The sequence below is a fragment of the Campylobacter sp. P0109 genome (genome assembly GCF_002138755.1).
In the GTDB taxonomy this organism is placed as follows: Bacteria; Campylobacterota; Campylobacteria; order Campylobacterales; family Campylobacteraceae; genus Campylobacter; species Campylobacter devanensis.
Map to the genome: position 1 here is coordinate 108,438 of NZ_MJKK01000005.1, position 26,561 is coordinate 134,998.

29 protein-coding genes are annotated in these 26,561 nt (G+C 33.2%); 18 read left to right on the forward strand and 11 right to left on the reverse strand.

The window, feature by feature from the left end; all coding sequences use genetic code 11:
• Positions 1-45 precede the first annotated feature (45 nt).
• From CIGNP109_RS06455 to CIGNP109_RS08780, 5 genes are read left to right on the forward strand one after another with little or no spacing between them, the layout of a single operon-like run.
• Positions 46-1,410: a nicotinate phosphoribosyltransferase gene (locus CIGNP109_RS06455; protein WP_086228643.1), complete on the forward strand. Its 1,365-nt coding sequence runs from the start codon at positions 46-48 to the stop codon at positions 1,408-1,410.
• Positions 1,411-1,437: 27 nt separating this feature from the next.
• On the forward strand, positions 1,438-2,460 hold the full coding sequence (locus CIGNP109_RS06460; protein WP_086228644.1) for a ribonucleotide-diphosphate reductase subunit beta: 1,023 nt from the start codon (positions 1,438-1,440) through the stop codon (positions 2,458-2,460).
• Positions 2,450-3,112: a carbon-nitrogen hydrolase family protein gene (locus CIGNP109_RS06465; protein ID WP_086228645.1), complete on the forward strand. Its 663-nt coding sequence runs from the start codon at positions 2,450-2,452 to the stop codon at positions 3,110-3,112. The genes CIGNP109_RS06460 and CIGNP109_RS06465 overlap by 11 nt, the downstream gene beginning before the upstream one ends.
• Positions 3,105-3,740, forward strand: coding sequence for a protein-L-isoaspartate(D-aspartate) O-methyltransferase (locus CIGNP109_RS06470; RefSeq protein ID WP_086228646.1), 636 nt, complete (start codon positions 3,105-3,107; stop codon positions 3,738-3,740). The genes CIGNP109_RS06465 and CIGNP109_RS06470 overlap by 8 nt, the downstream gene beginning before the upstream one ends.
• A gap of 13 nt (positions 3,741-3,753) precedes the next feature.
• Positions 3,754-3,879: a hypothetical protein gene (locus tag CIGNP109_RS08780; protein WP_272887908.1), complete on the forward strand. Its 126-nt coding sequence runs from the start codon at positions 3,754-3,756 to the stop codon at positions 3,877-3,879.
• Positions 3,880-3,936: 57 nt separating this feature from the next.
• Here the strand turns inward: CIGNP109_RS08780 and CIGNP109_RS06475 are convergent, their stop codons facing one another.
• A complete protein-coding gene (locus CIGNP109_RS06475) occupies positions 3,937-4,311 on the reverse strand; it encodes a type II toxin-antitoxin system death-on-curing family toxin (protein WP_086228647.1) in 375 nt (124 codons plus the stop codon).
• On the reverse strand, positions 4,311-4,469 hold the full coding sequence (locus tag CIGNP109_RS08465) for a hypothetical protein (protein ID WP_180379762.1): 159 nt from the start codon (positions 4,467-4,469) through the stop codon (positions 4,311-4,313). The genes CIGNP109_RS06475 and CIGNP109_RS08465 overlap by 1 nt, the downstream gene beginning before the upstream one ends.
• A 211-nt stretch (positions 4,470-4,680) precedes the next feature.
• Between CIGNP109_RS08465 and CIGNP109_RS06480 the strand changes: the two genes are divergently transcribed.
• From CIGNP109_RS06480 to sodB, 6 genes are all read left to right on the forward strand, one after another.
• Entirely contained in the window at positions 4,681-8,595 is a 3,915-nt protein-coding gene (locus CIGNP109_RS06480) for a S8 family peptidase (RefSeq protein ID WP_086228648.1), read from the forward strand.
• Between the two features lie 18 nt (positions 8,596-8,613).
• Positions 8,614-8,937, forward strand: coding sequence for a hypothetical protein (locus CIGNP109_RS06485; RefSeq protein ID WP_086228649.1), 324 nt, complete (start codon positions 8,614-8,616; stop codon positions 8,935-8,937).
• A 13-nt stretch (positions 8,938-8,950) separates the two neighbouring features.
• Complete coding sequence (locus CIGNP109_RS08785) at positions 8,951-9,412, forward strand: DNA methyltransferase (protein ID WP_272887909.1); 462 nt, start codon at positions 8,951-8,953, stop codon at positions 9,410-9,412.
• Positions 9,412-10,497: a site-specific DNA-methyltransferase gene (locus tag CIGNP109_RS06490; protein ID WP_272887911.1), complete on the forward strand. Its 1,086-nt coding sequence runs from the start codon at positions 9,412-9,414 to the stop codon at positions 10,495-10,497. The genes CIGNP109_RS08785 and CIGNP109_RS06490 overlap by 1 nt, the downstream gene beginning before the upstream one ends.
• Positions 10,498-10,499: 2 nt before the next feature.
• Positions 10,500-13,049, forward strand: a complete 2,550-nt coding sequence (locus tag CIGNP109_RS06495) for a DEAD/DEAH box helicase (RefSeq protein ID WP_086228650.1) — start codon at positions 10,500-10,502, stop codon at positions 13,047-13,049.
• Between the two features lie 104 nt (positions 13,050-13,153).
• Positions 13,154-13,804 carry a superoxide dismutase [Fe] gene (gene sodB, locus CIGNP109_RS06500; RefSeq protein ID WP_086228651.1) on the forward strand — a complete coding sequence of 217 codons (651 nt, stop codon included), beginning with the start codon at positions 13,154-13,156 and terminating at the stop codon, positions 13,802-13,804.
• 190 nt (positions 13,805-13,994) lie between these two features.
• Here sodB and galE read toward each other — a convergent pair whose 3' ends face one another.
• The 5 genes from galE to CIGNP109_RS06525 form a co-directional block, all read right to left on the reverse strand.
• Entirely contained in the window at positions 13,995-14,984 is a 990-nt protein-coding gene (gene galE / locus CIGNP109_RS06505) for a UDP-glucose 4-epimerase GalE (RefSeq protein WP_086228652.1), read from the reverse strand.
• Between the two features lie 124 nt (positions 14,985-15,108).
• Positions 15,109-15,588: a UDP-4-amino-4,6-dideoxy-N-acetyl-beta-L-altrosamine N-acetyltransferase gene (gene pseH / locus CIGNP109_RS06510; RefSeq protein WP_086228653.1), complete on the reverse strand. Its 480-nt coding sequence runs from the start codon at positions 15,586-15,588 to the stop codon at positions 15,109-15,111.
• Positions 15,569-15,808, reverse strand: coding sequence for a hypothetical protein (locus tag CIGNP109_RS06515; RefSeq protein ID WP_086228654.1), 240 nt, complete (start codon positions 15,806-15,808; stop codon positions 15,569-15,571). Before CIGNP109_RS06515 ends, pseH begins: the two co-directional genes overlap by 20 nt.
• Positions 15,809-16,624 (reverse strand): DNA ligase, encoded by an 816-nt coding sequence (locus tag CIGNP109_RS06520; RefSeq protein WP_086228655.1) that lies wholly within the window; start codon positions 16,622-16,624, stop codon positions 15,809-15,811.
• A complete protein-coding gene (locus CIGNP109_RS06525; protein ID WP_086228656.1) occupies positions 16,621-17,430 on the reverse strand; it encodes a 3'-5' exonuclease in 810 nt (269 codons plus the stop codon). The genes CIGNP109_RS06520 and CIGNP109_RS06525 overlap by 4 nt, the downstream gene beginning before the upstream one ends.
• 60 nt (positions 17,431-17,490) lie before the next feature.
• Here CIGNP109_RS06525 and waaC point away from each other — a divergent pair, with 60 nt between their 5' ends.
• From waaC to CIGNP109_RS06550, 5 genes are read left to right on the forward strand one after another with little or no spacing between them, the layout of a single operon-like run.
• A complete protein-coding gene (waaC, locus tag CIGNP109_RS06530) occupies positions 17,491-18,456 on the forward strand; it encodes a lipopolysaccharide heptosyltransferase I (RefSeq protein ID WP_086228657.1) in 966 nt (321 codons plus the stop codon).
• Complete coding sequence (locus CIGNP109_RS06535) at positions 18,449-19,312, forward strand: lipid A biosynthesis lauroyl acyltransferase (protein WP_086228658.1); 864 nt, start codon at positions 18,449-18,451, stop codon at positions 19,310-19,312. Before waaC ends, CIGNP109_RS06535 begins: the two co-directional genes overlap by 8 nt.
• Complete coding sequence (locus CIGNP109_RS06540; RefSeq protein WP_086225295.1) at positions 19,309-20,379, forward strand: glycosyltransferase family 9 protein; 1,071 nt, start codon at positions 19,309-19,311, stop codon at positions 20,377-20,379. Before CIGNP109_RS06535 ends, CIGNP109_RS06540 begins: the two co-directional genes overlap by 4 nt.
• Positions 20,380-20,415: 36 nt before the next feature.
• Positions 20,416-21,438 (forward strand): glycosyltransferase family 4 protein, encoded by a 1,023-nt coding sequence (locus CIGNP109_RS06545; protein WP_086228659.1) that lies wholly within the window; start codon positions 20,416-20,418, stop codon positions 21,436-21,438.
• Complete coding sequence (locus CIGNP109_RS06550; RefSeq protein ID WP_086228660.1) at positions 21,422-22,342, forward strand: glycosyltransferase family 9 protein; 921 nt, start codon at positions 21,422-21,424, stop codon at positions 22,340-22,342. The genes CIGNP109_RS06545 and CIGNP109_RS06550 overlap by 17 nt, the downstream gene beginning before the upstream one ends.
• 7 nt (positions 22,343-22,349) lie before the next feature.
• Here the strand turns inward: CIGNP109_RS06550 and gmhA are convergent, their stop codons facing one another.
• The 4 genes from gmhA to gmhB are packed head-to-tail and all read right to left on the reverse strand — an operon-like array spanning position 22,350 to position 25,752.
• Positions 22,350-22,907, reverse strand: a complete 558-nt coding sequence (gene gmhA / locus CIGNP109_RS06555) for a D-sedoheptulose 7-phosphate isomerase (RefSeq protein WP_086228661.1) — start codon at positions 22,905-22,907, stop codon at positions 22,350-22,352.
• A gap of 9 nt (positions 22,908-22,916) precedes the next feature.
• A complete protein-coding gene (gene rfaE1, locus CIGNP109_RS06560; RefSeq protein ID WP_086228662.1) occupies positions 22,917-24,293 on the reverse strand; it encodes a D-glycero-beta-D-manno-heptose-7-phosphate kinase in 1,377 nt (458 codons plus the stop codon).
• The gene (gene rfaD / locus CIGNP109_RS06565) at positions 24,293-25,258 is read right to left on the reverse strand and encodes an ADP-glyceromanno-heptose 6-epimerase (RefSeq protein WP_086228663.1); all 966 of its coding nucleotides are present in this window, start codon (positions 25,256-25,258) and stop codon (positions 24,293-24,295) included. The genes rfaE1 and rfaD overlap by 1 nt, the downstream gene beginning before the upstream one ends.
• Entirely contained in the window at positions 25,255-25,752 is a 498-nt protein-coding gene (gene gmhB / locus CIGNP109_RS06570; RefSeq protein WP_086228664.1) for a D-glycero-beta-D-manno-heptose 1,7-bisphosphate 7-phosphatase, read from the reverse strand. Before gmhB ends, rfaD begins: the two co-directional genes overlap by 4 nt.
• A 159-nt stretch (positions 25,753-25,911) precedes the next feature.
• Here gmhB and CIGNP109_RS06575 point away from each other — a divergent pair, with 159 nt between their 5' ends.
• On the forward strand, positions 25,912-26,220 hold the full coding sequence (locus CIGNP109_RS06575; protein WP_086228665.1) for a c-type cytochrome: 309 nt from the start codon (positions 25,912-25,914) through the stop codon (positions 26,218-26,220).
• 232 nt (positions 26,221-26,452) lie between these two features.
• Positions 26,453-26,561, forward strand: a 109-nt coding sequence (locus tag CIGNP109_RS08665; RefSeq protein WP_236847568.1) for a flagellin hook IN motif-containing protein, incomplete at its 3' end; no start/stop codon positions are given.

The window sequence follows — 26,561 nt, forward strand, 5'->3', positions numbered from 1 at the left end:
TTAAATTTGATAAAATACAAGCCAAATTTTACAAAAGAGGCAGATATGAATCCAATACTAAATACCGATAGTTACAAAATTTCACACTATTTACAATACCCAAAAGATATTAAATTTATAAGCTCATATATTGAGTCTCGTGGTGGGCGGTGGAATCGCTTGTTATTTTATGGATTACAGATATTTTTGATGGAGTATCTAAGTCAAAAGATAAGCTACGATGATATAGATGAGGCTGATGAGTTTATCAAAGCACATGGGATGAAATGTAATAAAGATGGCTGGAAATATATAGTAGAGCATCATGGTGGGGTTTTGCCTTTAGAGATAGAGGCGGTGGCCGAAGGTAGCATTATACAAACTGAAAATGTCCTTTTACAGATTAAAAATACAGATCCGAATTTAGCGTGGCTTGTGGGGTATTTTGAGACGGCGATTTTGCGCTCAATTTGGTATCCTGTGGCTGTAGCGACTAATAGCTACTTTTGTAAGCAAAATATCTTACATTTTTTAAAAGAGAGCGGAACACCTGAAAATATCGATTTTGCCTTACATGATTTTGGTGCTAGGGGGGTTAGTAGCTTTGAGAGTGCTGGTATTGGTGGGAGTGCTCATATGGTGAATTTCAAAGGCTCTGATACCATCACAGGCGCGCTATTTGCCAAAAAATATTATGGTGCGGATATGGCGGCATTTAGCATACCAGCTAGCGAGCATAGCACGATGACTTCATGGGGCAAGGATGGGGAATTTCAAGCTTATGAGAATATGGTACAAAGCTACGGCGATGGGATTTTTGCTTGTGTGATTGATAGCTATGATACCTTAAATGCTATTGATTTGTGGGGCAAACTCTTTGATAAGGTTAAAAAGCTAGGTGGCAAGGTGGTGCTTCGCCCAGATAGTGGTAATCCTGTAACAATGGCTAGTGAGTGTATAGAGAAGATGATGAGCCTAGCAGGATATAGCGTAAATTCCAAAGGTTATAAGGTCTTGCCAGATCATATAAGGCTTATATATGGCGATGGGATAAATCCGCAAAGTATAGAAGATATCTTAAATGAGCTTAAATTTAGAAAAATTAGTAGCGATAATATTGTCTTTGGTATGGGTGGGGCGTTGCTTCAACACTTAAATAGAGATACTCTAAGGTTTGCTATGAAGGTAAATGCCGTAAGTAGCGATGGGATAAAGTGGAGAGATGTATATAAAGATCCAGTTACAGATCCCAAAAAACGCTCAAAATCAGGTCGCTTAGCACTCATTAAAGAGAATGACCTATATAAAACTATAAGATTTGATGAGTTAAATGGTAGGCAAAATTGGCTAACTAAGGTATTTAAAGATGGTGAAATTTTACGCAAATTTAGCTTTGATGATATCAGGGCTAGGGCTAAGGAGTATGATTAATTTATAAATTTAGATAAAGGATAGAAAATGCATAGAAAAAAGATATATAATCCAGCATCAAATGAGACGCTAGGTGAGCGTAAAATTTTTAATGGTAATCCGCATGGAATTTTGAATTTCACAAAGGCTAAATATACTTGGGCGCTTAAACTTTGGGATCTTATGGAGGCAAATACTTGGTTTCCAAAAGAGGTTGATACTACTGATGATGTGCGTGACTATGCTTGTAATCTCACAGCGGCTGAAAAGCGTATGTATGATTTAGTGTGGAGCCAGCTTATCTCAATGGATAGCTTTCAGACAAATAACCTAGCTGATAATATCAATCCATATATCACTGCTCCTGAGATAAATGCGGTTTTGGCTCGTCAAGCTTATGAAGAGGCAAATCACTCTAAAAGCTACGCAGTAATGGTAGAAGCGATCTGTGACAATACAGATTTAATATATGAGATGGAGAAGCATGATGAGGTTTTAAGGCGTAAAAATGATTATATTTCAAGTGTTTATGAAGAGTTAGCCGGAGAGGTAACTGATGAGAAACTGCTTCTAGCTATGGTGGCAAATCAAATTCTAGAAGGGGTATATTTCTATAGTGGATTTACAGCAATTTATGCCTTAGCAAGGGCTGGAAAGATGCTTGGAAGCGCTCAAATGATAAGGTTTATCCAAAGAGATGAGATAACTCACTTGCTTTTATTTCAAAATATGATAAACTCAGTTCGTAAGGAGAGCCCAGATCTATTTACTCCACAAATTGAGGCTAAAATTTATGATATGTTTCAAAAGGCTGGAGCTTTAGAGATTGAATGGGGTAAATATATTACTCAAAATCAAATAATGGGCTTTACAGATGATATAATCGAGCAATATATAAAGTATTTAGTAGATGATAGACTTACATCAATTGGGCTTAAAAAGCTATATAATGTAACTCATCCGATAAAATGGGTTGATGATTTTGCTAAATTTAATGACCAAAAATCAAATTTCTTTGAAAGCAAGGTTACAAATTATAGCAAAGGTAGCCTAAGCTTTGATGATTTCTAATCTTAAAACGCAAGTTTTAAGCTCTTTAGGAGCAGTTCGTAGAGCTAGCGAGCTTTGCGAATTTGCTAGTTCGCTTAAAAGTGGGGATTTAGCGCTTTGTGGTGAGCTGTGTGTGAGCGGCTATGAGAGACTTGATAGGATGTTTTGGCTGGATTTGGATGAAAATTTAGCCAATTTTTTAAAAAGTGGTGCATATCTAGGATATAGCTGCGAGTTTGATGGGTATAATGAGTTTAGGCTTTTAGGTTCAAACGGGCTTGAGTTTAAACAAAGAAAATATAAATTATTTAAGCCAAATGGTGAGGATAAAATTTTTAAATTTGGCAATTTAGATGAGATTTCCATACGAGAAATAGCAGGGATAAAAGTTGGCGTTTTGATCTGTTTTGAGCTTAGATTTATAGATCTTTGGAGTAGATTGCGTGGCGCTGATGTTATACTAGTACCAGCAATGTGGGGGCAAAGCAGGCGTGAGCATTATGAGACTTTATGCAAGGCTTTGGCTCTGCAAAATCGTTGTTACACTTTAGCGTGTAGCGATGTGGATTTGAAATTTAGTGCAGTTTTTGCCCCTGATGGTAGCAAGGCAGATGTGGCTAAATTTGATATTAATTTGATTAAAAAATTTAGAAAATGGATAGATGATGAGTAGTTTAGAAGCAGCAAAATGTCAAAAAATGAGCGATGAGATAGCAAATTTAGTAGAACTTAGCCCCTTGGTTTATAAGGCCTTTAGCAGTACGCCTAGGACGCCTTTTGTGCCGGTATCTATCAATGCTTTTAAGCTTGATGCGCATCCAATTGGTTCAAATCAGTGGATTAGTTCACCGCTAACTGTAGCTAAGATGACAATGGCACTAGAGGCCGAAAATTGCGATAATATACTAGAGATTGGCTGCGGTAGCGGATATCAAGCGGCGATTTTGGCTAAGATCGCAAGGCGTGTTTTTAGTGTGGAGAGGATTGAGACGTTGGCAAATTCGGCTAAATCTTTGATGAAAAATTTAGGGATAAATAATGTATTTATACGATTTGATGATGGGAATTTAGGTTGGCGAAGCTATGCGCCTTATGATAGGATTATACTTAGTTGTTTTTGTCAAAGTGTGCCTGATAGGCTATTTGGCCAGCTTAAAGATGATGGAATTTTGGTCGCACCAGTAGCTAAAGATAATAAACAATATATCACACAATACAAAAAATCAAATGGCCAAATCATTAGCAAAATTTTAGATGAGTGTGTATTTGTCCCATTGCTTGATGGAACAGAGCAGAGATAAAAAAAGGAGTAATATGCCATCTTTAAATTGGATAGGAAAAGATGAGGTTTTAAGATACAATCCACCTTATCACACGCTAGAGAAAAAATATACTTTTAATGCTAAAAATAGTGATATTATGATAATCAAAAGGGGATAATCTACTCTAAAAGCCCTTCTTTTGATTTCATTGCTTATTTCTTTGTTTAGGAGATTTTTAAGCGAGAATTACAGAAAGAATATCTTTTAAATCATCTTTTGATATGTAATCTTCGGCAATCTTAACAACTACATGTTCCATTTTGGTATAATATCGATTTGGACAATCTAAGCCATTTACTTTAGCAAAATGACAACCAAGATAAATTGCAGTTCTTTTGTTGCCATCTAAAAAAGGATGAAATTTTACACAAGAAAAAATTATATGAGCCATTTTATCAAAAAAAGTTGGATAATAATCATCATTTTGTATCTGATCTAATGCTGAATTTAGGTATCCTATTTGAGTTTTATTATATCCTTCTAAACCACCTATTTCACGAATTATATCATCGTGAAAATCAATAGCACATCGCAAATCAAAATAATACATTATTTATCTTTTAAACGCATAAATACGGCTCTAATTTCTGGGTCTTTTAGTTTTTCTAATCCATATTGTCTAGTTTTTTCAAACTCTTCACGAGTAATCATACGAGATGTTTCTTTATTTTTTTTCTCAATATTTTTTTGGGTATTATTTACATTCATTTTATCTCCTTATTAGTTTTGATTATTATATATTTTTAATATTTTAAAATTATTTAAATGAAAAATCATATTTTGGATATTTGAGCTATAGTGGTTTAAAAATTTATAATTTTTAATGTAATTTAAATGAATTTAAGCGAATTTAAAGTGATAAAAAGTGATAATTTTAATTATTAGGCAAAATTATTTATCATATTTTTAAGGAAAATTTGTGAAAAAAATCTCAAAAATCACGCTATCATTAGTTTGTGCTTCTGTTTTATTATCAGCTACAAATTCCCTAGCACAGGCCAATGATAAGGTTTATAGCGTTATAAATCTCCATAATGCCAAAGTAGAAAATCCAAATATAGATGGCACTGGCGTGGTGGTCGGCGTTGTAGATAGCGTCTTTAATACCAAAAATCCAATAATCCAAAATAAATTGATAAATTCGATAAATAACAGCATAGACCCAGATCGCTTCGCTGGTGGTGATAAGATCACTATGCTTCATGGCACTCAAGTATCATCTCTCATAGTGGGTAATAGTAGCGATCTAATGGGCGTGGCAAATGGTGCGACATTTTATGGCCTAGCATATCTAAATCCAAGCCCATTATACACAGGCGATATAAAAGCCGATGTCCAAAAGATGATAGATAGTGGCGTAAAGGTGATAAATCATAGCTATGTTAGCAATGGATTTGCTCTTATAAATCGCAAATGGGGCAATGGTCTAGAGGCTATAGCCCCAAATAGCCAAAATGGCAGTGCTATAAGCTATGATGAATTCCAAAAGCTCACACAAAGTGATATAAGTTTGCAAAGGGCTCAAGCCTTGGCCGAACTATCTAAAGAGCAAGGAATATTAAATATCGTTGGCGTAGGAAATGATGGTTTTAGCTCACCTAGGGCGAATTCTGTTTTGCCAAGTTATGATGAGAGCTATCGTGGGCTTTTGGCTGTTGGGGGCTTGAACGCTGATAAAATCACTATCCAAGATGATAAGATAACAATCGGTGGAATCACTGATGATGAGTGGAAAGCCGCAGCCGATAAATGGAGCCAAGGCACAGGCAATAAAAAAAGCGGAATAATCCTAAATGAGCTAATTAATAAGCAAGGGATCTATACTTATAGCAATTTTTTTGCTGGATCAGCCTCGCTTTATGGTATTATGGCGCCGGCTCAAAACATAGTAACAGCTAATGGTAGATATGGCTATACATATTATGATGCTAATAATGGATATAAAGAGCAAACAGACCTAACCACTACTATCACAGATTCTGGGACTAGCTTTGCTGCGCCGCTTGTGAGTGGGGTGGCAGCTTTGGTAGAGCAGAAGTTTCCATTTTTAAATGGCTCACAAATCGGCGATATCTTGCTAACTACGGCTAATAAAAATGTAGAGACTCCAAAATTGGTAGTAACCAAAAATGTCGGCAAAACTGGCTCGTCTGAATTTTATAGCATTTTTTATATTGGTCATGAAGTGCCAACAAATGGTAGCGGTATAGACTGGGAACAAGTAAAAAAAGATTTAGTAGCAGCTGGATTTAAATCAAGCCAAAATGATGAAACCATAGCAAACTATATAATAGAACATTTGTTAAAAAGCGATGCCGATGCTAGCAGTGGTCTCAAAGCAAATTCAGTAGCAGTGATGAAACTAAGCAAAGAAGATTTCATAGGTAGTGGTATCTTGGATGCTAGTAAGGCTCTAAATGGCTTAGCAGCACTAAATATAAATCGCCTAAATCCTAGTGATATAGAGAGCTTTGATAATAAATATTATGGATTTTACACCATCGATACAAATGGGCTAAATGGCACCTTCACAAACAGTATAGATGAGATAAAATGGGATGATAAATACCATCTAAATGACGCTACAAACTCCCTTAAAAGCGATGATAGAGTAAATGTGAATTTATCTACTCTACAAGCTGGATTTATAAAAACTGGCGATGGGACTTTGACATTTAGCCAAAATACTCTAAACTATTTTGGCCCTACGATAGCTCGTGGCGGGATTTTGGAATTTGATAGAGTAACAGCGGAGAATTCAGCTCTCTATGCTGATAATGGCGGTCAAATCCTAATATCAGGCGAAACTAACGCCAAACAAAATTTATACGCTATCAATGGCGGTGAGGCTAGAATAATTGGCATGCTCACTGGTGGCGATGTCTATGCTAGAAATCGTGGTTTGATAAGCGGAACTGGAACCATAGCCAAAAATCTCATAAATGAAAGCGGTATTGTGATGCCTGGTGGAGCGGGGCAAATCGGCGTTTTAAATGTAAATGGCACATATACCCAAAATCAAAACGCAAGCCTACACATAAATTTTAATAACCAAGCAAACTCAGATATCATCGCTACAAACTATGATATCAAGGGCGGAAATTTGGTTTATATCCCGCTTAGTGGGGAGTTTTTCAAAACTGGGCAAGAGATTAAAATTGATTTTGATAAGCTTAGTGAGAATGGAAATCTAGATAAATTTACTAATATCTCAGTCCTAGGTACAAGCACTTTAAATTTTAAACTAAAAGATAATAACACAATAATATCAAGTGAAAATACCAACAATTCTGGAAACCAAAATAACAATTCCGGCAACCAATCTGGAAATCAAAACAACAATTCTGGCAACAATTCCGGCAACCAATCTGGAAATCAATCTGGAAACCAAAATAATAATTCTGGTAACCAATCCGGTAACCAAAACAACAATTCTGGCAACCAATCTGGAAACCAATCTGGCAATCAAAACAACAATTCTGGTAACCAATCTGGAAACCAATCTGGCAATCAAAACAACAATTCTGGTAACCAATCTGGTAACCAATCTGGTAACCAAAACAACAATTCCGGTAACCAATCTGGTAACCAAAACAACAATTCCGGTAACCAAAATAACAATTCTGGCAATAGCAACACTATAATAGTAGAAATAAAAGAAGATGCCTATAAACCTACAAACTCTTCACAAGCGACAAACTTGGCAGTATCTAAGTCATTGATACAGATTAGAAATTCAGCGAATTTAAGCCCAAAATATCAACAATTCTTTGGAGAATTAGATACAACAAGCAATAATCGTAAAAAAGAAATTCTATCAAGTGTAAATTCAAAAGATATCTCAAGATCCGCAGGAGAAGCTGCGACCTTCACAGGTAGAACTTTAGGACAACAAACATTGCCATTTGCAACTCTTCAAAGTGGCGCTACAAAGGTCGCTACTATAGCTAAGAATTCGAAATTAGCTCTCATAAATAGCGATATGACTGATAGTATGGTCTATGATATCTTAGAGAGTTATAACGCAGCTTTGAGTAAAAGCGAGATTTTCAGTAGGGTTTCATACTCATATTTTAAAGGCGATGACTATAATATCGATACATATTCTGTGAATTTAGGTACCAACAAATGGGTAAGCGATGATGTGAAATTGGGTGCGTTTTTGAACTATTCTCACCAAAAAGGGGATTATGGATTCTCAGATATCACAAGCAAGTTAATATCTGTAGGTTTAGCTGGTTTAAAAGATTTTGGCGATTTTAATTTAATAGCTAGCGTGGATGTCGGTATAGGATTTAATGATACTAGTCGTTATATCCTAACCTCAAGTGATGAGCTAAAAGCCGATTATAATAGCTATTTTGTCTCAACTGGGCTTGGTCTATCAAAAGATTTTGAGATAAATGATAGCTTTGTTTGGACGCCGATATCTATGCTAAATTATATATATACTAAGCAAGATGGATTTGAAGAGAGTGGCGCTATCTTGGCTAAGGGGTATAAAGATATATCTATAAATAGCTTAAATTTAAGTCTAGGTGGCAATATAGCTTACAATATCGCTACCCAAAACAATCTTTTTGCTACTTTAAATGGCTTTGCTTTTTATACAAGGCGATTAAATAGCGATAGTTTTAGTAGTACAGAGTATTTTGTAGATGCTAAAAATAATCTTTGGACACAAACAACTAAGCTAAATACCGATAGTGTCTATTTTGGTGCTGATGCTAATATCGAAAAGGGTAATAAATTTATAAACTTTTTAGTCTCAAGCGAGATAACCAAAGATACACATAGTATAAATACTGCTATTAGGGCGGGGATTAGATTTTAAGAGTGAAATTATAATTTTATGAAAAGCAATAAGTGGAGAAATTTAGCGATAAATTATAAGAATTTATCGCTACCGACCTTTAAGCCTAGAAAACGAAATTTAATATCCGCTGATCTATATAAAAATATAATTTATCGCTATTTTGATGAGTTTAAATTTATAAACCAAAATATAGATAAATTTGATGAGTTTATCAAGATGAGTATCGAGACTCTAAAAATCATAGCAAATATAGACAAAATCATCCCCACACAATACAAAAAATCAAATGGCCAAATCATTAGCAAAATTTTAGATGAGTGTGTATTTGTCCCATTGCTTGATGGAACAGAACAGAGATAAAAAAAGGAGTAATATGCCATCTTTAAATTGGATAGGAAAAGATGAGGTTTTAAGATACAATCCACCTTATCACACGCTAGAGAAAAAATATACTTTTAATTCTAAAAATGATACAAGCGAAAATATGATAATCAAAGGCGATAATCTACTTGCTCTAAAAGCCCTTTTGCCACAATACGAAAATAAAATTAAATGCATTTACATAGACCCGCCATATAACACCGGCAATGAAAACTGGGTATATAACGACAATGTCAATAGCCCAAAAATTAAAAAATGGCTAGGCGAAGTAGTAGCAAAGGACGACCTCTCTCGCCACGATAAATGGCTTTGTATGATGCTGCCACGATTAAAGCTACTTCACAGACTTTTAAGCGATGATGGCGTGATTTTTATCAGCATAGATGATAATGAAATGGCAAATTTAAAATTGCTGTGCGATGAAGTTATGGGGGGGGGTGCGTTGCCAACATAATTTGGCAAAAGAAAAAAGGTGGCTCACAAGACTCAGAAAATTTTGCTAGAGAACACGAATATATTTTATGCTACAAAAAAGCAACTTGGCAAATTAAAAATACTACTGAAAAATACGAAGCAAATGAATTCCCAAAAATAATAAATGGTAGAAAAGCAAAAATTTTAAAACTTGAAAAATGGGGTAACCATTCATTAAGAACAGATAGACCAACTCTTTACTATCCTATAAAAGACCCAAATGGCAATGATTTTTATCCTATTGCCCCAAATGGTAATGATGGCTGTTGGCGTAAAAAGCCTGAAAATTTGGATGAAAATCACATTTTTTGGCAAGAAAATTCAAAAGGTCGTTTAACACCTTATGAAGTTATTTATTTTGATGAAGTTGATGAAAAGATAATCAAAACTCGCACAATTTTTACAGAATTTGGCACAACGACTGACGCTACGAAAGAAATTCAATCTATTTTTGAAAATAAAATTTTTGATACACCAAAACCAAAAAGTCTAATACAAAAACTTCTAGAATTAGCTACCGATAAAAATTCCATTATCCTAGATAGTTTTGCTGGTTCTGGCACTACTGCTCATGCAGTTTTAGAGCTAAATAAAAAAGATGGTGGAAATAGAAAATTCATTTTAGTAGAAATGGAAGACTATGCTGAGAATATCACAGCTGAGCGTGTAAGAAGAGTGATAAAAGGCTATGGCAAAGAGCCAGAGAATTCCGCTACTGGTGGGGATTTTAGCTTTTATGAGCTTGGAGATAGGCTGCTGCTAGAAAATGGCAATCTAAATGAAAACATAAGCATAGAAAAAATAAGAGAATATATCTATTTTAGCGAGACAAAAGAAAAATGCGAACAAAATGATAGCGATTTTTTAGGTGAGTGTAATGGAGTGGCTTATTATTTTATCTACAAAAAAGATGAAATAACTACACTAGATTTTGAGTATTTAGCAAAGTTAAAAAAGGCTAGTAGTTATGTGATTTATGCTGATGTATGTGTGCTTAGTGATGAGACTATGATGAAATACAATATAACTTTCAAAAAAATTCCAAGAGATATTAAAAAGGTATAAAAATGGAGCTAAAATCATATCAAAAAAAGGCTATAAATGATTTAAAAAGCTATTTGGAGTGTTTAGATAGCTATGGTATAAAAGAAGGCTGGAATAAATACTGGCAAGACATGGGTGTAAATGCTGGTAAATACCACGACAAAATAAAAGCCGTGCCAAATGTTTGTGCTAAAGTGCCAACTGGTGGCGGTAAGACTTTTATAGCTTGTGCTAGCATAAAAGTAATAAGCGATGTAGTATCAAAAATAGATAAAATATTTGTGATATGGCTAGTGCCAAGCGAGGCAATACTAACTCAAACCCTAAAAAATCTAAAAAACCCTAAACACCCTTATAGAGAGCGTTTAAACGCTGATTTTAATAGCGATGTAGAAATTTTTAGCTCAAATGATTTACTAACTAAGCTAAATAAAAGTAATCTAAAAAGCCTAAATATCGCAATTTTAAGCTTTGCTAGTCTAAGAATAAACAATAAAGAAATACGCAAAATGTATCAACAAAATGGCTCTTTGCTTGATTTTGATAGTTTTTTAGATGATAGAGAAAATTTAGAAGATGTAGAAAAATTAAGCGTAATAAATGTAATAAGAAACTTTAAGCCAATAGTGATAGTAGATGAGAGCCACAACGCAAAGAGTGATTTAAGCATTGAAATGCTTGAAAATTTAAACGCTAGTTTTATTTATGAGCTTACTGCCACACCAAAGGATAGCTCAAATATCATACACTACACAAACGCTATGGAGCTAAAACAAGAAAATATGGTAAAACTACCAGTATTTTTATGTAACTTTGTAAATGTGGCAAGTGTCATAGAAAATGCAATAAGCTTACAAAATAGACTAGAAGCAATAGCAAAAAATGAAAATTCTAATTTACGCCCAATAGTGCTATTTCAAGCACAAAGTGGAGCAAATGAAGATGCGCATACTTTTGAGAAACTAAAAAATAAGCTAGTAAATATAGGTATAGAAAAAGAGCAAATAGCTATAAAAACTGCCAAAATCAATGAGTTAAATGGAATTGATTTATCACATAAAGATTGTAAGATACGCTATATCATCACTATAAATGCGCTAAAAGAAGGCTGGGATTGTCCTTATGCGTATATTTTAGCTAGTATTGCTAATAAAAACTCTACTGCTGATGTAGAACAGCTAATAGGTAGGGTGTTAAGGCAGCCAAACGCTAGAAAATACACAAATCAAGAATTAAATGTAAGCTATGTGCTTACTTGCTCAAATGACTTTGAAAGAACCGCTAAAAGTGTGATAGCTGGATTAAATGGAGCTGGGTTTAGCAAAGATGATTATAGGCAAAAGGATTTTAGAGAGCTAGAAGAGATGGCAGAAAAGCCACAAGAGCTAAAAGATATCCTTGAATATGCTAACAATGAAAATGATAGCGATGGAGACAAAAATAGTGAGTTTTTATCTGCTGATGTTAATACCCAAAATATCGCAAAAAATATAGAGTTAGGAAATAAAACTAACGATATACTCAAAAATGCTAAAACACAGGCTAATGAATACGATAAAGAAGTAGAGAAGACTTCATCAAATTTGGATTATTTTGGAGATTTAGAAGTTAAAGCTAGTAAGATAAAATTTGAAGTAGAAAAAATACCTCAATTTGTAAAGCTTTTGCCTAGTGGCTCTATTTTATTTGAAGAATTAAATAGTAAGGTGCTAGAAAAAGAAGATTTGGAAAAAGATTTTAAATTAGCAGACAAGGATATACAAATCAATTTTGACTTAGCAGAAGGCAGTATTTTTGAAGTAGATTTAAGCAAAGATGATAATTTGCCAAAATATAAAAAAGTATCACAAATGCAAAGAGAGTATTTTAAGCAATATCTAAAAACAACAAATGATGAAACTAGAATTCGCCAAAGTATAAATTTGATTTTTGATAAGCTAAGAAATGATAATGCTTTAAACGAAAATGATTTAAAAAACTATATAGAGCGTATAGTAAATAATCTAAGCGATGAAAGAAAAGCAAAATTATTAGATGAAATAGACGCATACACAATAAAAATAAAAAATAAAATTAAAGAGTTAAAAAGTGAATATAGAGAAAAAGTATTTTATGATTTGCTAAATAAAGGCAATATTAAAATAGAAAATACCTTTAGTTTTGAGCCAACAATACAAGCTTCTAAACTAAGCTCTTTGCGCGATAAATCCCTATATGAAGAAGAAATAGATAATTTAAACTCACTAGAAAATAGGCTTTTAACCGAAATCGTATCACTAGATAACATAAAATGGTGGCATAGAAATAAAGATATGAAACCTGGATTTTGTATAAATGCTTTTATCAATCATTACCCAGATTTTATAATTTGCACCGAAAATGAAAATATCATAATGGTAGAAGTAAAAGGCGATGATAGAACAAATGATGATAGCAAGACAAAGCTCAAATTAGGCTCAAAGTGGGCTGATAAGGCTGGGGATAAATACTTTTATTTTATGGTATTTGAAAATAGTAAAATTGAAGGCTCTTTGCTAATAGATGAGTTTATTGATACTATAAAAGAGTTGTGATATTTAAATTTCGCAATATTTGTAAATTTATTTAAGAGTTTTATACTCTTATTTAATATTTTAGGCTATAATTTCAAATCTCAAATTTAACCAAAGGATAAAATATGTTAGAGTTAAGAAACCTACCATTTGACCCAAATTCCAACGCAGTAGTGAGTAAAGAAGCCTGTGATTATCACCACGGCAAACACCACCAAACATATGTAAATAACTATAATAATCTAACAAAAGATAGCGACCTAGCTAAAGCTAGTTTGTATGATGTACTTGTAAGCTCACAAGGCGGATTATTTAATAATGCTGCACAAGTGTATAATCATGATTTTTACTGGGATTGTATAGCTAAAAAAAGTGACAAAAGTAGCGAATTAGAAGCAGCTTTAAATAGTGATTTTAATGATTTTAAAGCTGAATTTATCAGCTCTGCTACAACTCTATTTGGCTCTGGCTGGACATGGCTAGTTTATAACCCAAACACAAGCAAACTTGAGATTAAAAATACTTCAAACGCAGCTACTCCAGTAACTGATGGATTAGTGCCACTACTTGTAGTAGATGTATGGGAGCACGCATATTACATTGATAATCGCAATGCTCGCCCAGCGTATTTAGAGAAATTCTATGAAAATATCAATTGGGATTTTGTAAGCACAGCTTATGAATGGGCGAAAAAAGAGGGATTAAACTCAGTTAAATTCTACATCGATGAGCTTCATCCAGTAGCTAGTTGCTGCGGACATTGCGGTTGTAATTAATCATTAAATACTAAATTTGGCTAGAATCATAGCCAAATTTAGCTAGAAAATAGATAAAAATTTATTTTTATCACAAAGATGGTAAAGCCATTAATTATATGTTATTTGAGATTTAGCTCCAACTTTGCTGGAGCTAAAAATTTAAAATTATTTATCACTTTTGCAAGCAAGATCGCAATATATAACAAATTTAAATCTTTTTCTCCCATGCAAGTGCTGAGGCGATTATAGTCTCTAGATTATCCTTTTTAGGCTTCCAAGATGTAAGATTTCTAAGTTTAGATGAATCTGCTATAAGCACAGCAGGATCGCCTAAGCGTCTTGGCGCATCTATTACTTCAAAATCCACACCGCTTATTTTCTTAGCAGTATTTATAACCTCAAGTACGCTAAATCCATGCCCATATCCGACATTAAAGATATCACTATCATTGCTATTTAAATAATCCAAAACCGATAAATGTGCACTAGCAAGGTCTTCGATATGAATATAATCTCTAATACAAGTCCCATCTTTAGTATCATAATCACGCCCAAAAATACTCATATTTGCTCTTTTGCCAGTTATTGTTTGTGTAGCAACTTTAATTAAATGAGTTGCGTTTGGATAGTTTTGACCGATTAAAGAGTCGCTTGAAGCTCCTGCAACATTAAAATATCTTAAAATCCCATACTTAAATTTGCTATTTGCAGCGGCTGCGTCTTTTAAAATTTGCTCACTCATTAGCTTTGATGTGCCATATGGATTTATAGGATTTTGTGGGCTATTTTCACATACTACTCCATCTTTTGGCTCACCATAAGTTGCAGCTGTAGAGCTAAATATAAACTTCTCTACGCCAAATTCCACCGCAAGATTAATAAGATTTGCTGTATTTGCAGTATTGTTTAGATAGTATTTTAATGGATTTTGCATACTCTCAAACACCTCTATATACGCAGCAAAATGTATAATAGCATCAAATTTATGCGAAGCAAAAATCTCTTTAAGATGAGCAGTATCAGCTAAATCGCATTTGATAAAATCAAATTTGCCTACACTCTCAAGCGCTACTAATGCATCTTGCGAACCACTATAAAAATTATCAATTACAGTTATCTTATCAGCTGCACGCTCTAATAAAGCCTTTAATACATGCGAACCAATATATCCAGCACCACCGGTTATCAAAATATTCATTTCTACTCCTTAAATTTGCAATATTATAGCCAATTTAACTCCTATCTTGGCTATAAATTTGACTTTTATTTAATTTATTGGATTAGATTATGCTAAAAGTCTTTTTTGGCAAAGAGATCTTATATTAAATGTTATCTTTTTTACGACTAAAATATACCATATCTTTATCCTTTTTAATTATATTAAATTCAAATTTTTTATAAAGCGTTATAGCTCTTAAATTATCTATAAAAGCTTTAGCCAAAATCTCTTTAACACACAGCCTATTAAACGCATAATCTATAACCACTTCCATAAGTAAATCTCCCATACCACGCAAATCTGGACTAGCATATATCCCAAATTCGCAAGAGCTTTTAGAGATATTTACAAATGAGATCACTCCAATTGTTAAATCATCTTTATAAGCTAAAAAATATATTTTATCATTACAACTACTAAGAGTATCTATAAATCTTATATGCTCATTCCACTCTATACTTTTATTTATCATATATCTAGCAATTTTAGGGTTGTTTCGCCAATTATAAATCATCTTTATCTCTTTAGTATCTAAGCTAGTAAAATTGACAAGCTTTATACCATTAATCAAGCTTTCTAGCATCTATCTCCTCACTTTTATCAACCCAACCATACTCGCACCACTCTAGTTTTTCATTATCGATATTTTTAAATTTCCTATCACACTCCCATTTGCCCATACCTAGCATTCGCATCGTCTGACCATATCTGTAGCCCTCTTTTTGCTCTTTTGTTTTTGGCTCATATAGTATTAGCGCATTTAAGCTAACGATCAATACGCATAAAAATATAATTTTTTTCATCTATTCACCTCTTTTAATTCGTAAAAATACTGGAAATCTTGGCTTATTATTATTGGTTAGATTTTGAAATTTATATGTGATTATGGTGCCTATTTTTGGGGGATTTTTTCGTATTTCATCACTAAATCCAGATCCAATTTTAAATTTAATTTTACTAAAAATATCTACACAATCTACTGAACCCATAGCACCTTTATACTTACCTTTACCATTATTTATAGCTACTATTTGACACTCACTATCATTCCACTTTTTTAATTTTAGTATTTTATCGCTTCGGCCACTTATATATGATGCATTTGGATCACGAACTACTATACCTTCGCCACCTTTGCTTACAATCTCATCTAAAAAGGCAAAAGCATGGAAATTGTTTTGAATATAAGTTTGCTTTACAACTTTTATAAAACTACTTGGATTTAGGCTTAAAAACTCTTCTAAATAGGCCATTTTATCACTTAAATTTCCATCAAATTTGGGTAGATCAAATACCATATACTTAATATTTTGCCATGCTTTAATATCGGGATTTTTATCTAGTACTATAGAAGCGATTAGCTCAAACTCTCCTCTATTGCTCCACAGCTCTCCATCAAGTGCAAAATCTGGCAATTGAGCTATAAAGCTAGATGGTGCATTAATTATATTACCATTACGACTTTTTAACTCCTTGCCATCCCAAATAGCACGCACACCATCATATTTTTCGCTCATCATCCATCCGGTTAGATTTTCATCTTTATACTCTTTAAGAAGCATTACAGAAGAAAAAGCACTAGAACAAACTAGCCAAATTAATAAACATATCCTAATCATCTACGCCCTAATCTATCAAGTTCATTTTTTATATATCTATCAAATACTATGCTATAACTCATATCTGATTTTTGGGTGTTTAGATACTCATTCATCAAGCTTAAATAATTAGCATAATCATCTAAATTTAACCTGCCACGCAATAATTCATATTTTAAAAATAACCAATATGTATTTAGCGTATCAGATTCACAATATTCATCAATTTTATCTTGCTCTCCATTATAGTATAAGTTCATTACCTCATCGCCACAAATATCATATTTACCAGGCAGATTTAAACTAGCACAAAGTAGATCTAGCTTTAGCCCGCTTACAGCCTTAAAATCGCTAATATGATCAAGCAAATCAAGATGAAAAACTCCATCATACCTACTTCTATAATTGCACCATTTATCCTTGCCATTAGCCCTATCATTGGTGTTAAAATACTCACTAGCTTCTATATTATAACGCATCGCTCTTATCATCAGCATAGGTAGATCAAAGCCTCTACCATTATAACTTACAAGTCTAGGATTATGCTCATTTATAAATTTAATAAATTCAGCTATTTTTTTCTCTTCACTATCTCCAGCAATCGTAGATACTCTTTTAAATCTACCAAACTCATCAGCTATTACTGCACTAATAGTTACTACTTTATGAAAACAAACTGGCAAAAACTCACTTCCACTTTGCTCTTTTTGCGCCTCAAGTGCCATTTGTGCTACGCTCTTATCATCACCTTCATAACCATAAGCCTCTCTTAAAGAATCACAATCAGGCACAGTCTCACAATCAAATACACATATATAACCGCTCATAAATTACCAACTTTTAATCAAATTTAGATAAAATAATAGCAAAAAATCTTGGAAAATTAGTTGAAAATAGCAATTATTAGACTCTCAGCCCTTGGTGATATAGTTCATACAAGCATTGTTGTGCAATTTATCAAAAAGCATTTTAAAGATGCTAAAATTAGCTGGTTTGTAGATGAAAAATTTAGTAGTATTGTTCATCTTTTAGATGGCGTTGATGTTATCACACTTCCTTTAAAGGATAAAAAATTTATTAAAAGTTTTAAAATTCTTAGAGAATTTAGTAATCATTTTGATCTTATTATAGATTTTCAAGGCCTTATAAAATCAGCCCTTGTAGCTAAAGTTTTAGGTAGCAATATAGCTGGGTTTGATAAAAATAGCATAAAAGAACCGTTAGCTTCTATATTTTATAAGAGTAAGTTTAAAATTGATTATAATGAGAATATTATAAGGCGAAATTTAGCTCTTGCTAGCGCTGCTTTGGGCTTTAGCTTTAATGATAATGATATCAAGCAAAAATCTGCTTGTTTCATCTCAAATATAAAGCCTAAACCATCTAAAACTATTTTAATAGCACCATTTGCAAGCGAAATGAGCAAATGCTATGATAAGTTTAATGAAGTTATAAATTTGCTAAAAGATTATGAGATTAATATCATATCAGCAAATGCTAAAGAGTATGAACTTGCTAGTAAAATTGCTTATAATACCCATGCTAAAGTACTTAGTCCTATGAGTTTATCTAAGGTAATAGATTTTATGCAAAACGTAGGACTTGTAATTGGCAATGATAGCGGTATAACTCATCTAGCTTGGGCTCAAAATAGAGCTAGTATCACTCTTTTTGGAAATCGACCAAGCCATAGAAATAGCTTTATCACGCCTATAAATCATACTATTGATACAGGCAAAAAAATCGATGCAAGAAATATAGATAAGAGCGATTACTGCATAAATGAGATATCACCAATTAATATAGCAAATTTAGCAAAAAATATTTTAAATTCTGAGCTTTTAAATGGTTGATTTTTTATATTTATGGCTATATTATATGCTTAGATTTATCGCAATCTACACTCCAAAAGCTATTCAAAATATATTTTTTGATCTACTTGCAAAAGGCTTTTACAAATTTGATAAAAAACATACAAATATAATGCGAATCAATCTAAAAATGTGTAAATTTGAGAATATAGAAGAGATTATTTTGCAAACTTATCGCAATTTTGCTCACTTTGGCGTGGAGTTTTTACGCAATCAAAATAGCACAAAAGAGCAAATTTTATCTAAAGTTGAATTTAAAAATGCTCAAATTTTAGATAAATTCAAAGATCGTCCAATTATCATCACCACTGCACATTATGGCAATTGGGAGCTTTTTAGCCTTGCGATGGCAGCTAAATTTGGCCCTGTAAGCATTGTAGGCAGAAACCTTGATAGTCCTGTGATGGATAGAATTTTAAGCAAAAATAGAAGTAGATTTAATATAGAAGTAATTCCTAAAAGTGGTGGTGCAAGAGCGATTATGAAAGCATTGCAAAATAGAAGACTTCTTGGTATTTTAGTTGATCAAAATGTAGATATTAGAGATGGAGTAGAGTGTGAGTTTTTTTCTAATCGTATCTCACACACACATGCTGCTAGTATCTTTGCTGCTAAGCTTAATGCAATAATAATCCCAGCTTTTATCAAAAGAGTTGGCGATAAAAATGAGATTATCTTTTATGACCCAATAGATATCAATCAACTAAATGGCGATAAAATCAAACAAGCCACACAAGCCCAAAGTAGCGCTACTCAAGATATGATAAAAAGCAAGCCAGATGAGTACTTTTGGATGCATAAGAAATTTAAACAGTTCTACCCAGAGATTTACAAATGAAAATTTTAATTATTAAATTTAGATTTATAGGCGATGTGCTTTTAACTACGCCATTAGTTGCTAATCTTAAAACCCATTATCCTAATGCTTCTATACACTTTGCTTTAAATCAAGGAACTCAAGCAGTAATACAAAATAATCCACAAATTGATAAAATCCATATCTATGATAGAGGCACTATTAAAAAATCTAATATATTTAAGCGAATTTGGCTTGAGTTAAAATACGCCTTAGAGTTAAGAAAAGAGAAATTTGATATAGTAATAAATACTGAAACTAGCGATCGTGGGATATTCTTAGCTAAATTTAGCGGAGCTAAAACTATAGTATCACGCAAAGGCACAAACCAAATTCTAAACAAACTCATAACTCACGAATCCAAATCAAACGGCCATATCGTAATGCAAAATTTATCTGCCATTAATGCTTTGGGTAAAGATATTATCACTACTAAAGTAAATTTATATTTTAATAATTATGATTTAAATTTGCCAGATTATTTTATCCATATTCATCCTATGGCTAGGTTTGATTATAAGTGTTTAAGCAATGAAGCAGTAGCTAAAATTATTGATTTTTGCGAAATTGAGCTAGATAAAAGAGTTGTGCTAACCTGTGATAAAAATCCAAATGAGATAAGCAAAATGAAAAATATCTTATCACTTTGTAGCTCAAACCCAATTGTATTTATGGGAAATTTAAGCTTAGATGAAGTGGCATTTTTAAGCTCTAAATCAAAGCTATATATCGGTACTGATACTGCTATAATGCATATGGCTGCAGCCAATGATGTGCCGTGTATAGCTATTTTTGGGCCTAGTTATACATCTGCTTGGGGTCCATGGGATAATTCAAAATCCAAAAGCCTCTATCAAAGCAAAGGCGGGATTCAAAAAATGGGTATTCACACTGTAATTCAAAATAATTTAAAGTGCGTCCCATGCGGTCTAGAAGGGTGCAATAATTCTGGTGTGAGTGAATGCTTAAATAGTTTAGATATTAACTGGATAAAAAATGAAATAAAAAACCATTTTATTACACAAAGTCAACAAAATTTAAATAAATAAACCAATTTATAAGCCTAGCTATGTTAAAATCAAAAAATGAAAAATATATCAATCTTAGAAATAAGCTTTTCTAGCAAAAATCAGAGGTTTATCGAGCGCTTAAAAGTTGCTTTAAATTCGCTTAAATATACTACTATATCTAAAAATTATAGTGGCATTAAAGTTAAAACTAGCCTACTGGGGTCGCTTAAAATCAATAATATAGCCAAAAAGCAAAAAGGCAATGAGTTTTATATCTGTTTAGATAGATTTGATAGTGCTGATATATATTTAGCTAGTGATGGCGTACAAAAAATTTATAAAAAGCTTTATAAATTTTGGTTTTTAAGCTTTTCAAATTTTATCGCTGGTCAAATTGAGAAAAAATGCGTCCAAAACGCTACTAAAATTATAGCAAATTCAAATCTAACTCGCTTTGGATTAGAGACTGTTTATAATCTAGACCCAAATAAATTAGTTACCATTTATCCAGGAATCACGCCTCCAATTCAAATCCAAAAAGGCAGAGCCAAGATGCGTTTATGTAATGAGCTTGGGCTTAATATGGAATTGCCAATTATACTATTTGTATCAGATAATTTTAGGATTGATGGAGCTAGGGAATTTATTGAGCTTTTAAGTCGTTTGGAGACCAAGGTAAATGCACTTATTATCGGTAGCGATAAAGCTGTTTTAAAATATAGAAAAATTGCCCAAAATCTTGGTGTTACAGTTATTTTCCGTCCATCTCAAACTATAATGAATCACTACTATGAAGCAGCTGATATATTTGTTTTGCCATCGCATTATAACTCATTTAGCAATCAACTCTTAGAAGCACTTAGCTATGGTTGTGCGTGTTTTACTACTGAACAAAATGGAGCTAGTGAGATTTTAGGTAGTGAGTTTATTATGAAGGATGCTAGTGATCAAAGTATAGATGAATATATAAATCTTTTGCTAACAGATCATGATCTACTTTTAGAGATTTCAGGGCAAAATAGCGAATTAGCACGTGAATTTAGCGTTGAAAAGAATCTAAATGAAATTTTAAAGGTTATTGGTGAGAGTATTCATTGAGTTGCCAACATGGCTTGGCGATGGGGTAATGAGTAGTGCTGCTATTGCAAATATTAGGGCAAATTTTAAAGATACAAAATTAACATTTTTTGGCTCTGCGGCTAGTACAGCTCTATTTGCTAATCTTGGCGATATTATAATAGATGAGTCCAAAAAATCCAAATTTCGCCTAGCATATCTATATAAATTAGCCAAATCCCAGCCTAAATTTGATGCATTTATCAGCTTTAGAAGTCATCTAGCCTCAAAGGCTTTGGCATTTTTTATTCACGCTCCAAAAAGTGGAGTATATAGGCCAATTAATAAAAATGACCATTTAGTAGTTGATTATCTAAATTTTAGTTCAAAAGCCCTTAATATTGGTATTTTAACCAATGAAATAGAGTTAAGCTTTACCCCACAAATTTATACTAGGCCGACTCTAGGGCTAAATCCAGGCGCAACATATGGAAGTGCTAAAAGATGGTATCCTAGCTATTTTGCTCAGGTTGCTATGGAGTTAGCAGATAAATTTGATATTTTGATTTTTGGTGGAAATGGCGAGATAGAGATTTGTGATGAGATTAGCTATATTTTGACTAAAAGCGGTATATCGCATATAAATCTTTGTGGTAAAACTAGTATAAAAGAGTTAGCTAGTTATATTGCTGGACTTGGGCTTTTTATTACTAATGATAGCGGACCAATGCATATCGCAGCTGCTTTTAAGGTGCCAACAGTTGCACTATTTGGCCCAACTAACTTTACTAGAACTAGCCCATATAATAACCCAAAAGCAAGACTAGCACATCTAAATTTGCCATGTATGCCATGTATGAAAAGAGTCTGTCCGCTAGGCTCTCATGAGTGTATGAAAGAACTAAAGCCAGCCCTTGCATTAGAGCTAGCTAGACAAATTATATAATTTAAACTCAAAACGCTCCATCTACTACAGCGCAAATAGTGTGAATTATTAAGATATGCATCTCTTGAATTCTAGCTGTATCATTAGAAGGCACAACTACATTTATATCGCATAACTCATTCATTGCTCCACCATCTCTGCCACTTAATCCTATGGTTTTAATGCCCTTTTGTTTTGCAATCTCAAATGCTTTTAATACATTTTTGCTATTACCGCTTGTACTTATACCTATTAGCAAATCTCCGCTATTTCCTACGCCACTAAGCTGTCTTGCAAAAACTTCATCATATCCATAGTCATTACCAATTGCAGTAAGCGCTGAAGTATCAGTAGTCAATGCAATTGCTGGAAGAGAGATTCTCTCGCTCTTATATCTACCAGTTAGTTCTGCTGCAAAGTGTTGCGCATCAGCTGCACTTCCTCCATTACCACAAATTAAAATTTTATTTGAGTTTTTTAGCGTTGCTACTACTGTATTTGCTACACTCATCACCGCTTTATCTATGGACAAAACTCTATTTGCCACCTCTAAATGTGCTTTTAATTCATCTGTAAATATACTCATTTTAGCCTCTTATTTTTTGATTTTTTCTATTATTTTTGTGGTGCTTTTGCCCTCAATAAACTCTATTAACTCAACTCTTTTAGCAAATTCACTACCTACTATCTCTTTGTCTTTATAGTCTGCACCTTTTACTAATATATCAGGTTTAATTGCTTTGATTAACTCATGTGGAGTTAGCTCATCAAATATCACGACAAAATCGACAAACTCCATCGCACACAACATCGCAGCCCTATCATATTGCACATTTACTGGCCTATCTTTGCCTTTTAACTCTCTTACTGAGTTATCTGAATTTAACCCTACTACTAATATATCGCCAAGCATTTTAGCCTTTTGTAAGTAGCTGATATGGCCAATATGCATAATATCAAAGCAACCATTGGTAAATACTAAAGTTTTGCCACTTCTATCAACCTTTAAAAGCTCATCAAGTTTGACAATTTTACGCTCAAAACCAATTTTTTTACTCTTTAGATTCTCTATTTCACCCCAGCTTGCATCTGCACTTCCTACCTTACCTACAACTACTGCTGCGGCTAAATTTGCATTATCTATCGCCTCTTCTATGCTCATCTTGCTAGCTAAGCAATAACCCAAAGTAGCTAGTACGCTATCACCAGCACCGGTTACATCAAAAACCTCTTTAGCAAGAGCTGGAAATTTCTTAACCTCATCGCTTAAAAGCCCAATTCCATCTTCGCTAAGAGTGATTAAAGAGTACTCTAATTCATAGTTTAATTTCATACTTTTTAAAGCCAATTCCAAGCTTTCATCGCTATCTATAGAAAATCCTAACGCCTCGCTTGCTTCTTTTTTATTTGGGGTTAAAAGTGTCGCACCTTTATATTTACTATAATCCTTGCCCTTTGGATCTACTAATATCATCTTATGATTATTTTTAGCAATTGATATTATCTGCTTGGTTAAGTAATTACTCAATACGCCCTTGCCATAATCACTTAGCAAAACAATATCATAACTAGCTAAAATATCTGCAAATTTACCGACAATCTCGTCAGCACAATTTATATCACTTATACTCTCAGTATCTAGCCTAATTACTTGCTGATGTGATACCATTATACGACTTTTTTGGCTAGATTTTCTTCCACTTTGAGATAGAACTAACTCAGCCTTAGCTCCACGAGCATCTAAAAGCTCTAAAATTTCTTTACCTAAATCATCATCGCCAACTACACTTACTACGCCTACTTCTGCACCAAGAGCGATCAAATTTGATACTACATTGCCACAGCCGCCAAGCCTTTTAGTTTCATTTTTGATATTTACTACTTGCACTGGAGCCTCTGGACTAATGCGATCACAACTACCCCAGATATAGTGATCAATCATTAAATCCCCAACTACTAAAACCTTAGCCATTATTTAAACTCACTATTATAAATTCTTTTTATTGCTGGTAGATAGTCTTTTATAGCATCTTCTAAGCTCCATCTAGGCTCATATTTTAATCCAGTTCTTGTAGGCTCAATATCAGCTTGTGTAAAGAATTGATACTGTGATGCAAATGGATTAGCAATATACTCATTACCTAAATTTACGCCAATCTCACGCTGTAAAATATCGGCAATATCTTGAAAACTTCTAGCATTGCCCGTGCCGACATTATAGACTCCGCTATCGCCATTTATAGCTAGTTCATTGGCTAAGATTATATCTTGTATATATATAAAATCTCTTTTTATCTTATCGCTACCTTCAAAAAGCCTTGGCGCTTTTCCACTTAAAATTTGAAGCCCAAACTGCAATACCATAGAGGCAGTTTTATTTTTATAAAACTCTCCATCTCCATATACATTAAAATATCTAAGCCCTACAATATGAAGTCCAGTTTTAGCATTAAATTCACGCCCCATCTTATCCATCATAAGCTTTGAAAATCCATATACATTACCAGGATTTTCGTCTTTGCCTACACTTTGTGGGCTTGGTGCATCTCCATATGTAGCACCGCTACTAGCATATATTAGCTTTGAGCCATTTTCATAAGCAATATCAATAATATCTTTAAATGAATTTAAATTCACTCTCATTATCTCATCTTGTTCAGCCACAGTTGTATCAGATATAGCAGCCTCATGATATATCACATCGGGCTTAAACTCTCTCATCTTTTTAATAGTATCTCTATCGCATATATCTCCGCAATGAATTTGGCCTTTAAATCCGATCAAATTTTTATAATGACCAAAACTTTTTAAATTTCCATTGCTAAAAGTCTCATTAGAGCGAAATTTATCCACTACTAAAACCTCATGTTTATCCATAAAATATTTAGCCAAATTTGATCCTATAAATCCAGCTCCACCAGTTATTAATATCTTCATTTTTGTCCTTTTATATGCTCTAAAACTTCTAATACGCTTTTAAATTCATCGCCGATTAAATAGCCTTTTTCTATTCCAGCTCTTCGTGCTGATTCTAAATCGCTTGGCTTATCTCCTATCATTAATGAATCTTTTAAACTAATATTAAATTCATCTAAAGCCTGCAATATCATTCCGGGTTTAGGCTTTCTGCAATTACAATCATCGCTTGGAGTGTGAGGGCAATGGTATATTTTTTTAATCTCAATACCATAAGATTTAAACTCATCAATCATATACTTGCTAAGCTTTGCAAAATCATCTTCACTATAATATCCCCTACCAATTCCAGATTGATTTGTAACTACAAAAATCTCATATCCAAGCATCATAAATCCAGCCAAAGCCTCAAAAATTCCAGGCATAAACTCAAAATCTTCTATACGATAAACATAACCAGGATCTTTATTTATCACCCCGTCACGATCTAAAAATAGTGCTTTAATCTTTTCCATAGGTTGATTTTATCTATTTTTAGTTTAAATTCACTTAATATAGATGAATTTATCCAATAATCGCTAACTAAAAATTAAAAATTTAATTCTAGTATTTAATCTAAAATTCAGAATATTGCCACTATAATACCAGTATTAAATTTCAAAAAAGGATATAAAATGAAAAAAGTAGTTCTACTAGTTGCATTAGCCTGTGTAGGCGCATTCGCTGCTGATGGTGCTGACATTTACAAAAAATGTGCAGTTTGTCATGGTACTAAAGCTGAGAAAAAATACCTAAATAAAGTTCCAGCTCTAGTTGATGCAGATCCAGCTCAAAGATTAGCTGATATGAAAGCTTATAAAGCTGGTGCTCTAAATGATGGTAAAGGCAAAATTGGCATGGGTGCTATCATGAAAGGTCAAATGGCTACTTTAAGCGATGCTGATATGGCAGCAGTTAATGACTATATCTCTACACTTAAATAATTCTATCTAGCTAGCATTTGCTAGCTAGGCTTTTAATTTATTTTTATATATTCATTTAAATCAATCACAATAGATATTTTCACTCTCTAGCTCATTAGGTCAAGCCATATCTAATGGTAATGATGCAAGCTGAAATGATGAATGGTGTAAGTGATAAAACTGGTGTAAGAGTTGAAGTTAATAATACTCAAATATTTAACGATGTGGTTAGCGCTGGTAGTATAAAAATCTAATGATAAATGGCGTAACTATTGGAAATATTACTGTAAAAGCTAATGATTCTGACAATGCTCTAATCGCTGCAATTAACGCTAAAAAAGATGAAACCGGAGTAGAGGCTA